A 15609-nucleotide genomic window follows, 5' to 3' on the forward strand; every position below is an offset into this window, starting at 1 on the left:
CTTAATGACTTAAAATGCGTCTTCGAGGTAAACAGTTTTAGGTGTACCGCCAGTCGTTGAAAATGTGATGTACTTCAGATCTTCAGAATCTTCATAACGGAAGATCTTCATACCGTTGTTAGCGCGGAAAGAACTCAAAAAGGCTGGTTGAATAACACCAAAGTTACTACGCACATATATATAGCCACCAAACTTCCAAGCACGGACATTAGGACTATCGGTTCGCATTTCAACAGCACCCTCAGGCGCTAAGCCATCCATAAATTGCAAACTCACACCATCTGGAATAATCGATGTTTGATTGCCTGTTGAATACATAGCTTTGGCTGTTGGGCTTCGACCAGGTATACGTGCGTCTACACGAACATCTAAATCACGTTGGCCAGTAGCTAACATCAAAATTACTGGAGCACCCAATCCCTTTAATGTGACCGTTACGTTTCCGAAAGCAGCTGGATCTAATGGTTCGATTGAAAGGATGTTAGTTTCAGGGATTTCGTCTGGCTCTTTTTCGTTTTGCTCACCTAAGCCATCTGAGAAACGTCCACGGTCCAAAGAAATCTTTTCAATGTTCCATGGATTTCCTGAAGAATCGCTAAAGACAATAGTAGATAGCATGCCAGCGCTTAAACGAATTACTGGCGGTTCCTCACCAGGGTTTAATGAAATACCCAAACTACGGGTTTTCGCTTGTGGCGTATTTACATAAGGACTAGAAAGGCTTCGTTTTTGTTGCAACAAAAGTCCTTTAACTATTTTTGTTTGCTCAGGTGTGAACTGCAAACCAACAAGATTGTGAACCTGTCTGTCAATTTCCGATGCTGTATCAACTACCTCAGGTGCAACCAAAGGAGATTGAGCATCCGCAAAAGTATTCGGAGGCATATCAGCAGCATTAACTATTGTAGTTAATGCAGTAGAAGCAAAAAGAGCCAAAGATAATTTTTTCAATTTCATAAGTATCATCCAATTAACGCGCTGGAGTTAACGTAATTGTCTTAACAGCAATACCGTTGTAGTTCAGATAAGAACGTGGATGCTCAACAATAGTAACTGTCGCAATGAAGCGGTGAGTCTCTTTAGGTTGTTTGTCACCTAAGAAGAATTGAGTAGTGATAGGAACACGAACAGTCCAACTAGGTTCTGCAGCATGTAAATCACGGTTTTCGATTTGTGGAACATCAGTAGCAGTAGTTCGCATCGTTAGGTTGTTTTGTACGATTGTGCCAACTGTTTGTGATTGAGCGATTTGCTTCATCAATGAATCTTTACCGCCCTCAGTGAAATACATTGAACCAGCATTGTTAATAACGTCACGCCAGTTCAAGAAATCAAAGTTGTAGACAGAAAGAATTGCACTCTTACCGAATTCAGAAATAACAACGTCAGTAACGCGAGGGTTTTTTGATGCTTCGATTGGACAGATAACCGAGTTATCTACTGTTTGAACAGCTTTGACTTTTGGGTATGCATTAAAGGCAGCAAAAATAATCATCGCAAGAACAGCACTCACGATAAAAGCGAAAAACACGAAAACAAGCCATCGTCTTAACTTTGCAATCTCCTTATCTTTTTCATCCACCTGTTTTCTGAGCCAAAGACTAGGATCACAAGAACCTATTTCAGCGTTTTCATTAGATTTGTCTTTAGACACAACAGCACTCCTATTTCGCTGGCTGATATATAACAGATGGAATTGGACGATCTGATTTAGAGCTAAGCACACACTTAACTGGTGTGCCGTCATCAAAAACCAAAGATTCAAAATCTGTTGTGGTGAGTTTAAAAGCTACAAAACTAAGCGTTGTTAAAACGGTTAAAATGCACAATGAGGCAAACGTACTAACCAACACTCTTAAAAGCCTTGCGTATTTTCTTTTACCTATTATTGATACTTCAGCGTAAGGAGAACCCCATGTTGAAGTAGTCAAATTAGTTTTAGAGTTATCCATTTAGTCAATCACTAAACCCGACTTTAATTCGTCCTTATAATAGTCGGTATTAAACTCATTTGCTATATTAAGATCAAAATAATAAAAGGTATCTAGGTTATTAGCTAAAAGTGTTTTAACAAATTCATGGCTACCATTAACGTTTTCAATAGAATCTAAAGTAGGCTTTATACTAAAACCACTATGGCCTCTCCACTTTCGCCCATAAAAGTTAGAAGCAGTATCTTTACCAGCATGTCCAAAAGCACCAGCTATCACAAACTTATCAATACCCTTTACCTTAGCATTTGCAATACATTGATGCCTTGTACTGTATAAAGTAGGTCGTTGATCTTCATTAGTTAAAACCTTGCCTCTAAGCTTAAAGTAATTGATATAACTTAAACGTAAACGCTCTTGCAGTATTTTAATAAAAGTCTGTTTTTCATCCCATCCAAAGGTATAGCCACTAGTTTTATTTAAACTAGATACCTTTCTCACATACCTATTTAGCAAGTTCCAATAAAGGTATATCTTTTCTTGATCTTCATGTTTAAGGTCATCAAGTATTAAATACCTTTTAAGTCCATTAGCCCGACCATGTGTAGCCTTGCCATTTTCCACAATCATGATCAGTTTTGGTCCTTTTACTGCACAACAGAATGAAACGGAAAACCACTCAACAGGACGCAATCCAACAACAAGATTGGCATCAACAAAAGCAACCATCATCCGATCAAACTCACTAACCCTGGTGTTACTCTCGTTCTTATGCTCGAATTCTCTTACCAAGTAGTTGTAAAACGTGCGTTCAAAGTACTTTGTTTTCAGCTCAGAAGTACGCTTAGGTTTGTCCTTATTAGCTGTATATTTTGTGTTAATGATTCTTAAATATAATTCTTCTAAAAAATATTCATCAAAACCAGCATCTATATCTTCATCATTAATAGAGCCATTATTTAGCTCATTAAGCTTTAGACCGATTCCATACACTAAATATGCACGATATGTTCTAAATGTAGATTCCGCGTAATAACCATTTTCAGATTTAGTTTTAAATTCAGAATATATGTTTTCATATAACATTTTTAAATCTAGCTCTGAACTATCTAAATGTTTATCAATTTTTTGCTTAAGCTCAATATCATATTTGGTCTTAGTAGAATACGGAAAATCTTCTATACGACTTGTGTATTCTTTTAATGTCTTTGGATAGCTATTAGGATTCTCAAAACTGCTCACCACTACCACCCTTTATCCACATGCAAAACATGAGCACATACTACAACGTTAAACACCTTTCTAAAAGTACTCGTTAAAACGTTTTTCACTTTAAGCAAAATGTTTTTCACTTTTAAGCCCAATAAATGCGAATGTCTTTTTTGACTCCTCTCTTGTTAGTACAGTGGAAAAATCAAAAAAATGAAGTTGAGAAATCATAAAAACACAGTGGTCCTTTTTTACAGTGAAGTGCTTGATATGCATAGTTTCAATAGTCTTTTGCCAGTTGCGATGCCTTAAATTTTTAGGGAAAAATACGACTCTAAGCCTATCATTATTGCAGTTTAATTGGTGTTTAAGGTGTCAAATCTTTATATTTAAGATGCACAGCACTAAACCATAAGATAGGTTTTTATAAGTAGCAGCTTTAATGTCTTTAAACTTTTAAATTAGGAATGGTATATACCAAGATGCATTTTTTCTTCAAACAGTTTTTATCAATTTATTTAATATTAAAGAAGCTGGCTTATAAATAAATTGCATTATCACCAATAATATTTTTAATATTAATTAAAAAAAGCATATTAACATCTTTATTAATATACTTCTATACTGTAAAATATAAATTACAGTATTAATAATATTTTAATTAAAAAAAGAATAAATGTACTTTGTTATTTTCTGTATAAATTATATTCTAAAAAAAGAACAAAAAAGAATAGAAAAGATAATAAAAAGAAAGAATAAGACTATAAAGGAATATAAAAGACGTCTAGCAAACTATAAGAGCTCATTTACTCTCTATAATTGATTGAAAAAAGTACGTTGTATTTCCATTTCAGATAGGTACTACTAAAAAAAAGCATTGTTTTGGACAGACAATGCACTTAAAAAGAGTATTTTTTACAGATTTGTCTTGTTTAGGCCAGGTACGACTGCCTGAAGAACGCCCTTAGATATACGTTAAAGCTTATAAATTAGGTTTAAGCGAGTGCCTAAAAGTCGGCTTTATACCTTTTAAGGGATTTTTTATAATTAATAAAGTGCATTTTAATAGTTTTTAGACTAAAATCATTTTGTCTTTATACCCACTTAATCCGGAGTAAAAATGAAGCACAATAAAAAGCTTTTAAGCGTTCTTGTAATTGGTTTAATGATGTCTGGGTGTGCTAGTCGTGATGTAACGCAATTAAACGTAGCAAGCCCTTTATCTATTATATCTGAAGCATCTCAAGAGGCTTTAATTGCACAACAGAACTTAAAGAACTCTTCTGCAATTCAAATGCAAACTGTTCAGAAGAAACAAGGTAGCATCAACCATGACCTTTTAAATATCGACTACATAGGCGATCCAATACCTTTAATTAAAAGTATTTCTAGCCAATACGGATACCGTTTTGTAGAAGCTGGTCCTACTCATGAGCTTCCAATTGTTAATTTTAATAAAAAGCGTCTTACTGGTGTAGAAGCTTTACGCGATGTTTCTGCATATTTAAATACTGCTTCGATAACTCTAGATCATCAAAATAAAAGTATTTTATTGACTTATAACTAATACCCTTTAAATCCTTTTATACATATCTGGAGTTTTTATGGACTACTCTAATAATGCTTCATTACAAGAGCTACTAAACCCATCTAACCAGTCTTCTTTAGAAGTTCATGTTAGTAATGTTGAACAGCAAGCTCGTTATGAAGCCATGCTTGAATTAGTTAAGCAAAAAGGTATTAAGTTAGGGATCAATACTTATTTAAGCAACGCTCGTGAGGTCATCAAAAGCCAAGAGCGTAACCTTGATACAATCTTTAACTTTAAACCTTACATGATCAAAGATGTTGTTGTTCCCCCGGTTATTATTGAATCAAAAGATGTAACTGAGACACCTAATGCCATGTCGTACAAGACGACTAAGCAGACTTATAAAATCTTGAAACAAGCTCGTTTCAGTACTCGTGCACCTGATTGGCGTCAGTACCTTGTTTTCCCTACACTTGATAGCAATGTTGATTACGTGACTTTCATTCCGAAAGAAATGTTACCAGCTAACGAACAAGAACGAAAAATATGGAAAGAGACTGCTGCTAAGTCTTATGAAATGGGTTTAGTTGAGGGCCGAAATATTGTTGAAGATGCAGTAGATCGTCTTAAACGAGATTATTTGGGGATGGTTACTTTCCATAAGTTTGTTTTAGAGGGCAAGTTATCAATGCCAGCAATTAGCAGTCAATCACTGGCTGTTTCTTCTACACAAGACACTATTGCTCTTGATATGAAATTGCTTCAAATCCAACAATTACCGCAGTTCAATTCAAATATTGAAACTTGGAAACCAATTCTCCAACCTGAACAAATTGCACCTAGCTATCAAATTCCAAAAATTAACCTTGTTAGCGAACCTTAAGTTCGCTAACTCAATTGGAAGTTTTAAATGCAAATGAAGGTTTCGACATTAAAAGCAAAATCTGCATTATTTGATGTTAACAAGATTAAAGGATCTGAAAATAAGATTCTGACAGCTACCAAAGACATTCGCAAAGACTACGATTCTAGCCGTGGTTTTGGTTTGGCTACATTAACAGCCATAACGACATACAAAGATCCGAAACAAGGGTTTAAAAGTCGCGATGAATTTGAAAGTCTTCTATATGAAGCATTAGCTCATGGTGCTTCAGATATTTTCATTAGTCCAGATCGCCCCATCACAATGATGAAAGACTTGGAGTTATATTCGTTAACACACCGTATTATCAATCGTGATGAAGCTCTACACATCCTAAGAACGATTGCTGATGAAAATGCCTACTTAGTCCTTATTAATAATAAGTTTATTAATAAGGCATATCGTATTCTGCAGAAAGACGCTTCAGGTAAGGAAACTCGTTATAACTTTCGTGTGAACGTATCTCGAACTTCGTATCGTGGATCTGGAGATTCTTTTCAGATAACGTTACGTACAATTTCTGGCATTCCCCCTCACTTTTCAAAAGTGGGTTTAGATGAAGATTTCATTAAAAGATCGCTACCTCACAATGGTTGCTACATCATTGGCGGAATCACTGGTTCTGGTAAAAGTACAACACTAGCTTCAAATATTCGCTATGTGTTGGAAAATAATACTCATATTCGTGGAAATATTTTGACTCACAACGAGCCTATCGAATACGAGTATGACGCAATTGAAAGCACACACAGTATTGTTAGTCAAAGCGAAATCCCCAATAACTTCGAGACTTTTGCGGATGCAAATAGAGAGGCGATGCGTAGACGTCCTGCTGCAGTTGAAATCGGTGAATTGCGAGATAAAGAAACAATTTCTGCAGCTCTAGAACTTTCTTTAACTGGCCACCCTGTTTTTGCAACGGTTCACGCAACCACCGTAGACAAAATTATTCCACGTATGTTGAAGCGCTTTAAGCATGAAGAACATCTTCAGGCTGCAGCTGACATTATTGGTTCAGTTTATACATTGATTGCTCAACGTCTTGTTAAAGATGTGAACGGCAAGGTATTTGCTGTAAGGGAACACTTAATTTTATCACCTCAACTGAAAGAAGAATTGCTTTTAATTGATGATATTCATGCTCAACAGAAGTTTATTCGAGAGTTAATGATTAATTCTGATGGTTCAGATCCAAACATCAGTAAGAGTTTCAGGAAACAAGCTGACGATCTACTCAAAGCTGGTCGTTTGCATGAAGACTACTATTACAAACTGATTTATTAAGAGGCGAATATGGATGATCAATATGCACACTGGTCGCAATTTAGATTAAATCTAATCCTATGGGGCGGTTTAAACGGATATTTGTTTATACCTTTTCTAGCTGTTGTTATTAAGTTTTCCTTGTTCAAACTTATGCTTTTCATCGGCTTGATAGTAGCAACATTGGTTATTGAAAAAGTATTTAAATACAAATACAGCTATATCCCCTCTGCTCTTAGACGCTTAGTTTTTGGGGGCAATAAATACACTAGACGCGGTAGAAGACGTTACTCGTTGTAAATCTTGAAAAATTGAAAGGTAAACTTATGAAAAATACTCAAAATGAAAAACCAGCGATTGAAGAACGTTATATTGTTCTAGGTATTGATGATGGACATGGCGGTACAAAGCTTTATGCTGGTCTAGATCAAGATGGAAATGAAATCAAACTGACTATTCCTAGTATTGCTTATTCAGGAAAAGTCCTCACTGGCGAAGAGGATTCTACTGACTATTATGTGGTTAAAGTAAATGAAAACTTTTATACAGTTGGTAAGAAGATCAATAGTAGTGTTCCTCTGGATACCAGAACAGACGAATACCCGACATCTGAATATAACAAGGCACTAATACACCAGGCAATTAAGGCCTATATTGACCATATCGGAACATATGATGGTAGAGCGTTTGCAATCGCTACTTCACTTCCTGTTAGTCGCTATTACACACCTGAAAAAACCAAAAACATGCCACTTATTGATATGAAAACTAATTTTCTACTCAATGGTGATGTTTGCTTCAACTTAAAAGATCATAAAGCTGGTAAACCGCTTAATATCATTAAAAGACATATTGTTAAATGTGAAGCTCAAACAGCTTATTTTAATGAGATTATTGATGTACACGGAAACGGTTCAGAAGATAGTGATCTTTTAATAAGTTCTGAATGTGCTGTAATCGATATTGGCGGTAAAACCACTGATATTGTAGTCACATTAGATGGAGGAAACATGCTTGATGGCCATCGTTCTACATCACGTAACCTTGGTATTCTTACCATCTATGAACGAATCACTAGCTTAATTCTTGAATCTGGCTATAAAACAGTTAACGCTAACTGGCTAGATTTCGCACTAAAATCTGGAACTTATGGTATAGGATCTCAAGCCAAAGATATTACAGGTTTAATTCAGCAAGCTAAAAACGAATTCATGATCGAATTAAATAACTTTATCTCTAAACAGATCGGTGGAGGCGATGATTTAGCATTAGTATTATTTTGTGGAGGCGGTGCAGCTTTTCTTGAAAAAGAGATTAAAGAAAAGTACGACTTACCGAACGTAAGAATCGCTGAATCACCAGAGTACGCCAATGCTAAAGGTTTATATAAGTTAGCTAAATACATGTATAAAATGTACGCAGAAATCAAATGACAGATTCAAACTACATACAACTATCCTATCAATTAATTCACTTAACAAGAGAAGATCTTGATGTGATTAGTAATGTTAATAGAAATCTACCAGGTCTAGACTTAAACGCTTTTAGTTTAAGTCTGCTGTATTTAGGATTTATCTTTTGTACTGACAAGCAGAAGATTTTTCTAAATGCGCCAGTGCAAAATGAAATAGACGAGACGTTTGCACAGCCTGTACGAATGAAAATAGATAAAAATGCAAATCAAAAACTATTTAATTCAATTAAAAAACATCCTCAAGGAAAGCTTCGTAGAAATTACATAACTGCTGTTTTACATGCTGGTATAGCGGTTCTAATTGAGCTTTCATACCTTTATAAGTTGTATGAAGTTAATGAGGATATGGCAAGCCTATATTCTGTCAATTCTTTCCTATTAAGGTTTGGCTTAAGTACTTGTGTTGAAACATACACCAAGTTTAATACTGCTTACTATGTGTACGATATTGAATATCTTGAAAAAAAGTATCTTGATCATATATCCATACAAATACCAGAAAGTAGTAAGGAGCAAATTGAACAATCACCTAAAAAGCCCGTAACTAATTCTATCAAGAGCAAGGAGGTTCCTGTTCAAAAAGCAGTTAAGATAAAGGAAGCTAAACATACTGAACATAAAAACATTCAGGACCACTCCCCTACCGTTGAAACATCTCAAAATACCGAAACGTCCGAAATTAACAATGCTAAACCAAGTCAAAACGTATCTGAATCAAAACCAGTAACCAATCCAAGTAGTTCGGATTGGCTTAACCAGACTTTTAATCCAGATCTATTATAAAAAAAACCGGCAATGCCGGTTTTTTTCATTCAAAGTTTTGAAACTTCAATCATTCAAGCTCTTAAAAAACTCTTCAATTTTTCTAGCTTTCTCTTCTGTAATATCTGCATCCAAGGCTACTCGCAACTTAAGTACACTCTTACCTTTGGTACCACATTCAGAACTCATAGAACCAAATTTAACGCCCTTATCTGTCTTAAAATCGAATTTAATCTTACTCGGTTGTTCTTCAGTAGTAGCTTCTTCAGTTTTTTCAGGCTTAGTCGCCTTATTTGCTTTTTCTTCTTCACTCAAAATAGCTATAAATCCTTTATGACGCTTGCCCGTGGATTTAAATTCTTCAACGTATTTATCCCATTCTGGTCTTAACAAGTCGAAAATTGCTTTTTCAGTTTTAGTTTCTAAAGCTTTATTTATTGCGGTATTCACTTCTTGAGCAATATATCCAGAAATTAGCTCAGGATCTTCGTTCAAAGAGTCCAAAATGAACTCAGGTAAGTCTAGAATATATTTGAGACGGAAATACTTCGACTTATCAATCGCAAATTTTTCAGTAACAAATTCATAACTTTCAAAAGGATAACCAAACTCTTCACATAATTGCTTGATTTTTAATATGCTTTCAAAATCTGAAAGATTTTGTCTAGCAGTATTATCCAATAAAGCTGTTATAGCAGCTTTATCATCATTCATAGATGTTTTAACTAAAGCAGTAATTCTCTTGAGCTTTAAAATCTCTTTAATTGCTCTAAAACGTCTCTCACCAGCAATTAACTCGTAACGATTACCCTTCTGTCGAACTGTAATCGGGTTAATTTGTCCATTAGTTTCTATATCAGCAGCCAAAATTGGCAACTTCTCATATACACGTTTATTCATGATACGTGGTTGATAAGGTGATGGATCAATTAAATCAATGTCGATTGATTCTAAATGAGATCCGCTAACAATATTTTTTGTTTCTCGCTTAGCTAGTGGGTTAAGACTCCCCTCTTCTATGGTTGGAGTCGCTGTATTTTCTTTTACATCAGTAACTTGAGCATCACTCCCTGTTGCATTAGCAACAGATGTTTTTTTCATGCTTTTTACTTTATCTTTAAAGTTCATATCAGCACCTTATAATTTTTTGTATTCAGAAACCATTAGATCTACAAGTTGATTAATTGCTTGTTTTGCTGGTGTTTCTTTTCCAGCATCCAGATCAAATACGGAACACTTAACATATGATGCTTGACTAAAAACCGTAGCATTTGGAATACAGATTAATTCCTTATTTACCAGTTTTTCTTGCAATTTTGGTTGAGCATATTCATTGCGAATATCTTCAGCCAAGGTAAGATCCACTGTATTACGCTTGTTATAAAAGTTTAGTACTGGCGATAGAATTTTTAAATCTGGATTGCTTGTCTCTAAGTCATCCATAGAGTTAAGTATATCTTCCAAACCCTGAATACTGTATTCACCCTGTAATGGAATTAATAAACTGTTTGATGCTAACAAAGCATTAAAAGTTAGAGTTTCCATTCGCGGTGGACAATCTAACAAAATAAAGTCGAAATCCCCTTTTATCTTTCTTAATACACTTCTAATAATTTCATTAGGAACTGGACTAGAACGCTGAATATTGATTTCAACATCACGAATGTTATTAGCACAAGCAATCAAAGACACATTTTCAAAGTTGGTTTTATCTGGACCTTGTATAACATCGTGAATGTTAATTGTTTTATAGTTTTCAAAAATATCTTTTAGAGTGCCATCTATATCGTTAATATCTGGAACATTTGAAATATGTTTTGTTGCATTACGTTGGCTATCTAAGTCGATTACTAAAACCGTATAACCTAATTTTCCAAGCTTAGCAGCACAATTCACCGTAGATGTTGTTTTGCCCACACCACCTTTAAAGTGGATGCTTGTACAAATATAAGTTTTTCCTGAGTTCTTTTCCATTTTTCAATCACCTTTCAAGTAAAGTCAAACAATACAATATTTGAAAAATATTTAAAATACTTTTTCACTTTATTTTTAATATATTTCAACTTTTTCAATCTATATGCCTAACATGTGTCCATATCTTATGTGTTTTTCATTATCAGACTGATAACAGCTTTAGATTCCTTGGCGTGGATTTTTTCATTATCAGACTGATAACAGCTTTAGATCCCTTGGCGTGGTTTTTTACATTATCAGACTGATAACAGCTTTAGATTTTTAATCGTGGATTTTTTCATTATCAGACTGACAACAGCTTTCGATTTTTAATCGTGGATTTTTTCATTATCAGACTGATAACAGCTTTAGATCCCTTGGCGTGGATTTTTTCATTATCAGACTGATAACAGCTTTAGATCCCTTGGCGTGGTTTTTTTCATTATCAGACTGATAACAGCTTTAGATTCCTTGGCGTGGTTTTTTTCATTATCAGACTGATAACAGCTTTAGATCCCTTGGCGTGGATTTTTTCATTATCAGACTGATAACAGCTTTAGATCCCTTGGCGTGGATTTTTTCATTATCAGACTGATAACAGCTTTAGATCCCTTGGCGTGGTTTTTTTCATTATCAGACTGATAACAGCTTTAGATTCCTTGGCGTGGTTTTTTTCATTATCAGACTGATAACAGCTTTAGATCCCTTGGCGTGGTTTTTTTCATTATCAGACTGATAACAGCTTTAGATTCCTTGGCATGGTTTTTTTCATTATCAGACTGATAACAGCTTTAGATCCCTTGGCGTGGTTTTTTCATTATCAGGCTGATAACGGTTTTTCGATTCTAAATCGTTGATTTATTCATTATCAGACTGATAAAAATGGAGTTGCCAAGAAGAGGGGAGGGCTTACTACTACTTACAGTTAAATAAATGAGTAGACGTTGTGAAATGCACAACTGAAAATGATCTATATTAGCTGAGTAGGGGAGTGCCCTATTCAATAAAAAGACTACCAACAATATTTATAGAGAAATTTATTATATAGGCGGTTAATCCACTTAAATGTCTAGTAGGGGAGGGCTTCTTATTCATTCTTTTTAGTATTTGACCAAGAATACTGGCTTAGTGTTGAGATTGACCTGATTTAAGCTTTAAAAGGTATTAAATGCCACTTTAGTCAAGAGCTTAAAACCAGACTTAAAATCCTTAAAAGGTTTAAGGGGAATTAGATTAAAACCAATATTAACTATATAATACCCAACAATACACATATTAATAGGCTATAAAATGGCAGATCCAAAAGATAAGCTTGTACATGAGAATCATATTTATATATTTACTGTTGTTATGGTTTTAGTGGCTTTTTTGGCTGTATGGTTTGCTTATAAACCTCAAATTGTAGGGTTTTTAGTATACACAAAAGGCATTTTAATTATTCCTCTATGGTGGATACATAGCATATTCAAAGCTATCGGGCTTAACTACGTGCCTTTACTAAGTGAGTTGGTGTATTCAACAGAACACCTATGTAAACCAACAAACAATTGGCTTCCATTATTTTGTCAAAATAAGTTTAGCGAAGTCACTATTTTTCAAATTTCAAAAGCCAGTCAAGCATGGAATTTATTAATATTTTTGCTGGCAACACCTTGGATAAAGAAAGCTTATGACCGCTTCAACAGCGAGCATCCAGCACGGGGCTTTATCAAAAGCATGAACCTAGAAGAGTTCATAGAGGAACAAATTCCAAACCAAAGACACTTACAGGTTTTTGGTCCATTAGACTTGTCAAAATATGATACGAACAATGGTCATTTTAAAGCGCTAGATTCAACTTATGAGTTTGCAAATAGGCATGAGTTAATTACAGGAACTAAAGAGCGCCTTGTGAACATTACAATCAACGGAGTAACGAAAGAATATAATGATAAAAGTGAAACAGTACCTATCATAGATGAAGAGAAGTTTTTAAATGTCTTACGTGAACAACTAGGGGATCTTTGGATAACCCTTGATAATTCAAAAGAAACATCACCCGATGAATTATCGTATTTATCCGATGTTGATACAATTTTGCTAGCTTTGTATTTACCAGTAGCATGTGCAACCGATGAATCTATGGATGATGAAGAGTTCCGTAAAATCAAAAAAGATTCAACAACATTAATTAATTACTATTGGGATATTTGCACAAAAAATATACCTAACAACCCATTGTTTGCAATTGAAAATCAGTATGTTGAGGGCGATCGTAAGCTTGTAGGGTTTAATTTTGATTTCCTTAGAAAAAGAATTCACAAATACATTAAACATCCCGTTGCTACTAAGATTTTTAAAAACCATGCATATGTAAGAACTATTTTGTGTGAGGTTGTATTAACAGCAAGACAACTAGGTGTAATGCCACCAACAGATATACGCTGGTTAAAACTATACAATCGAACTGCATACGCATTCATACAGAATATTGGTAGACCGTCTTTGTTTAGTGAGGGTTTAGGTCCAATCTCGCATTATCTAATTGAGGTGAAATTAGGGAAGCCATTAGAAGAGCCAGACTTTAACATTGGCCTTGTTGGTTTTGAATACGAATTATTGAGTTTTGCCATGACTGAAGCTAGACAAAAAGCTGCTGAAGATGTGAACAGTATTATTCGAGTAGTAGAGTTTACGGACAAGGAATTAAACAACGGATCTTATAACTCTAAAAACAATGATAAAGATGATTTTAAGTATAGTGACGATCATGTTTTTGATATGGTGAGCGTAGAAATACCACAGGATGAAATACAAAAAAACAAGCAAAAAGGGTTTTAGTCTTAAACTTATAAGTTATAATTGACCGGTATTAAAACACCGGTCTTTTTTATTTAACTATTTTTTTAAAACCATATTTTAACTATACTGCTAAAACATGGCTTAAAAGGTAATACTCTAAAATGCTTTTAAATAATTTCACTAAAATAGTAGCAAGTTGCGCTATTAGTATTATTACAATCTCTACTTACGCTGCACCATCTCAGGACCTTACTTCTAAGATGCAAAAAATGGGCAAAGTAAAAGAAGTTAAACCCTTTAGTGGAGGTTTAACTTCTTGGATTCTTGAGGCACCTAATGGGAAAAATGCGGTGTTTTTTACAACATCCGATGAAAAAGTCATCTTACATGGTACAGCTTGGGATTCTGCTACTAAAAAAAATATATCTGAGCCTCTTAAATTAACTGCAAAAAAAATGAATACACCAGCACGACAACCAACAGCTTCCGTTGGGAATTTGGCCAGTGCATACAATCATCCAGTCTTTAAAGCTGTAAAAACGCTTTCAGGGTTTAAAGAGGGGAAAGCGAATGATAACAACACTGTTTACATCATTTACGATCCACGCTGTAAATATTGTCACGAAACATTCAACCTTTCTCGCTCATACGTTAAAAGCGGTGCAACTATTAAATGGATTCCAGCTTTAGTTCTAAACCAAAGTGAAAACGGAAAACAATTAGCAGCTGGAATTCTTCGTAAACCATCTGAAGATACTATTAATAAAACCTTTAATGGAACAGATGAAGAAATTAACTCAATTAAAGTGATTCCTACACCACAGGAACTTGCTGAGTTGGATAAACACTTAGGCGCTCTTCAATCTATCTTCTTCTATCACGAAGATATTGTTGCAATGCCAAAAGAAGATCGTGAACAGCGAGAAGCAATTCGTAGCGCTGGACAAAAGCCACAGCCACTAACTGCTGGTGTACCAGTTGCTATCTTTGTAAATAAAAAGACTGGAAAAGTTGAAGCTCGTAGAGGAACTTCAGAAACAGCCACTCTTGACTATATTTTCAAATAAGAGGGAATTGAGATGAACAAAACTCAATTGAAAGCTTTCCAATCGATTGTCGGAAACTTTTCACCTTATTTCTCTAAGATAAACAATGAGTCTATGTTTTTAGATTCTGACCTTTCTGGAGATACGGATAGAAATCGCCAGGTGAGCATCTTCAATATAGATGCAAAGGCCACGGATCTACTATTAACGATCAAAGGATTTGATCAGGTCGAGAATAATTTGTTTAGAGGACAAGTTTTCTTAAAGTCTGACGAAAACACAGAAATTCTTATAAGTGAGCCATGCTATTACTTAAACAAAAGCAAGGTTCGTTTCAGTACATATGAACTTCAGAGCTACATAAAGGAAGTTTGGCATCAAGCTCTAAATGAATATAAGGCTGATGTTACAGACAGCCCTATACGTTCTAATGAAGAAAAATACAGCTTATCTTTAGCAGATAGATTCTCTAGTTTTAAAACGTCTTGGCCAGCTATGGGCATTGTAGCTGCAGTAGTTGTTTTTGCTGGAGGCGGTTACTTTTTAGGTTCAGGTACTAATGAGAAAAATGCATCTTCAGAAACAAGTTCGCAACAACTAAGCACATCTGATAACCCTGAACTTGACGGTAAAGCCTTGGCTCTTAAAAACATGGGGTTAGATCCTAACTCAATGGCTTTTGATAACTCATGCTTTCAAGAAAAATAAGGTGAAATATCTATGAGAGCTAGACGAAT

Annotated in this window: 14 protein-coding genes; 8 read left to right on the forward strand and 6 right to left on the reverse strand. The window is 34.8% G+C overall.

Features of this window, described 5'->3' with window-relative positions:
* Positions 1 to 9: 9 nt before the first annotated feature.
* The 4 genes from FTT77_RS13260 to FTT77_RS13275 all read right to left on the reverse strand — a co-directional run bounded on the left by FTT77_RS13260 (position 10) and on the right by FTT77_RS13275 (position 3173).
* Positions 10 to 957, reverse strand: a complete 948-nt coding sequence (locus FTT77_RS13260; protein WP_180087401.1) for a DotH/IcmK family type IV secretion protein — start codon at positions 955 to 957, stop codon at positions 10 to 12.
* A 13-nt stretch (positions 958 to 970) separates the two neighbouring features.
* Entirely contained in the window at positions 971 to 1531 is a 561-nt protein-coding gene (locus FTT77_RS13265; RefSeq protein WP_228134816.1) for a DotI/IcmL family type IV secretion protein, read from the reverse strand.
* A 133-nt stretch (positions 1532 to 1664) separates the two neighbouring features.
* On the reverse strand, positions 1665 to 1952 hold the full coding sequence (locus tag FTT77_RS13270; protein WP_024160792.1) for a hypothetical protein: 288 nt from the start codon (positions 1950 to 1952) through the stop codon (positions 1665 to 1667).
* The gene (locus tag FTT77_RS13275) at positions 1953 to 3173 is read right to left on the reverse strand and encodes a hypothetical protein (protein ID WP_228199015.1); all 1221 of its coding nucleotides are present in this window, start codon (positions 3171 to 3173) and stop codon (positions 1953 to 1955) included.
* Positions 3174 to 4260: 1087 nt separating this feature from the next.
* Here FTT77_RS13275 and FTT77_RS13280 point away from each other — a divergent pair.
* From FTT77_RS13280 to FTT77_RS13300, 5 genes are all read left to right on the forward strand, one after another.
* Positions 4261 to 4707 (forward strand): DotD/TraH family lipoprotein, encoded by a 447-nt coding sequence (locus FTT77_RS13280; protein ID WP_024160790.1) that lies wholly within the window; start codon positions 4261 to 4263, stop codon positions 4705 to 4707.
* A gap of 37 nt (positions 4708 to 4744) precedes the next feature.
* Entirely contained in the window at positions 4745 to 5554 is an 810-nt protein-coding gene (locus FTT77_RS13285; RefSeq protein WP_024160789.1) for a type IV secretory system conjugative DNA transfer family protein, read from the forward strand.
* Positions 5555 to 5581: 27 nt separating this feature from the next.
* The gene (locus FTT77_RS13290; RefSeq protein ID WP_024160788.1) at positions 5582 to 6877 is read left to right on the forward strand and encodes an ATPase, T2SS/T4P/T4SS family; all 1296 of its coding nucleotides are present in this window, start codon (positions 5582 to 5584) and stop codon (positions 6875 to 6877) included.
* A gap of 305 nt (positions 6878 to 7182) precedes the next feature.
* Positions 7183 to 8289: a ParM/StbA family protein gene (locus tag FTT77_RS13295; RefSeq protein WP_024160787.1), complete on the forward strand. Its 1107-nt coding sequence runs from the start codon at positions 7183 to 7185 to the stop codon at positions 8287 to 8289.
* Positions 8286 to 9113 (forward strand): hypothetical protein, encoded by an 828-nt coding sequence (locus FTT77_RS13300; RefSeq protein WP_024160786.1) that lies wholly within the window; start codon positions 8286 to 8288, stop codon positions 9111 to 9113. The genes FTT77_RS13295 and FTT77_RS13300 overlap by 4 nt, the downstream gene beginning before the upstream one ends.
* A gap of 45 nt (positions 9114 to 9158) precedes the next feature.
* Here the strand turns inward: FTT77_RS13300 and FTT77_RS13305 are convergent, their stop codons facing one another.
* Positions 9159 to 10220, reverse strand: coding sequence for a ParB/RepB/Spo0J family partition protein (locus FTT77_RS13305; RefSeq protein WP_024160785.1), 1062 nt, complete (start codon positions 10218 to 10220; stop codon positions 9159 to 9161).
* Positions 10221 to 10229: 9 nt separating this feature from the next.
* The gene (locus FTT77_RS13310) at positions 10230 to 11066 is read right to left on the reverse strand and encodes a ParA family protein (protein WP_005028640.1); all 837 of its coding nucleotides are present in this window, start codon (positions 11064 to 11066) and stop codon (positions 10230 to 10232) included.
* Positions 11067 to 12335: 1269 nt separating this feature from the next.
* Between FTT77_RS13310 and FTT77_RS17485 the strand changes: the two genes are divergently transcribed.
* The 3 genes from FTT77_RS17485 (at position 12336) to FTT77_RS13330 (ending at position 15580) form a co-directional block, all read left to right on the forward strand.
* On the forward strand, positions 12336 to 13865 hold the full coding sequence (locus FTT77_RS17485; RefSeq protein WP_024160802.1) for a Type IV secretion system protein IcmP/DotM: 1530 nt from the start codon (positions 12336 to 12338) through the stop codon (positions 13863 to 13865).
* 122 nt (positions 13866 to 13987) lie between these two features.
* A complete protein-coding gene (locus tag FTT77_RS13325) occupies positions 13988 to 14893 on the forward strand; it encodes a hypothetical protein (RefSeq protein ID WP_005028646.1) in 906 nt (301 codons plus the stop codon).
* 12 nt (positions 14894 to 14905) lie between these two features.
* On the forward strand, positions 14906 to 15580 hold the full coding sequence (locus tag FTT77_RS13330; RefSeq protein ID WP_005028648.1) for a hypothetical protein: 675 nt from the start codon (positions 14906 to 14908) through the stop codon (positions 15578 to 15580).
* The last annotated feature ends 29 nt before the right edge of the window (positions 15581 to 15609 follow it).

It is taken from the genome of Acinetobacter sp. YH01010, assembly GCF_013420775.1.
In the GTDB taxonomy this organism is placed as follows: Bacteria; Pseudomonadota; Gammaproteobacteria; order Pseudomonadales; family Moraxellaceae; genus Acinetobacter; species Acinetobacter amyesii.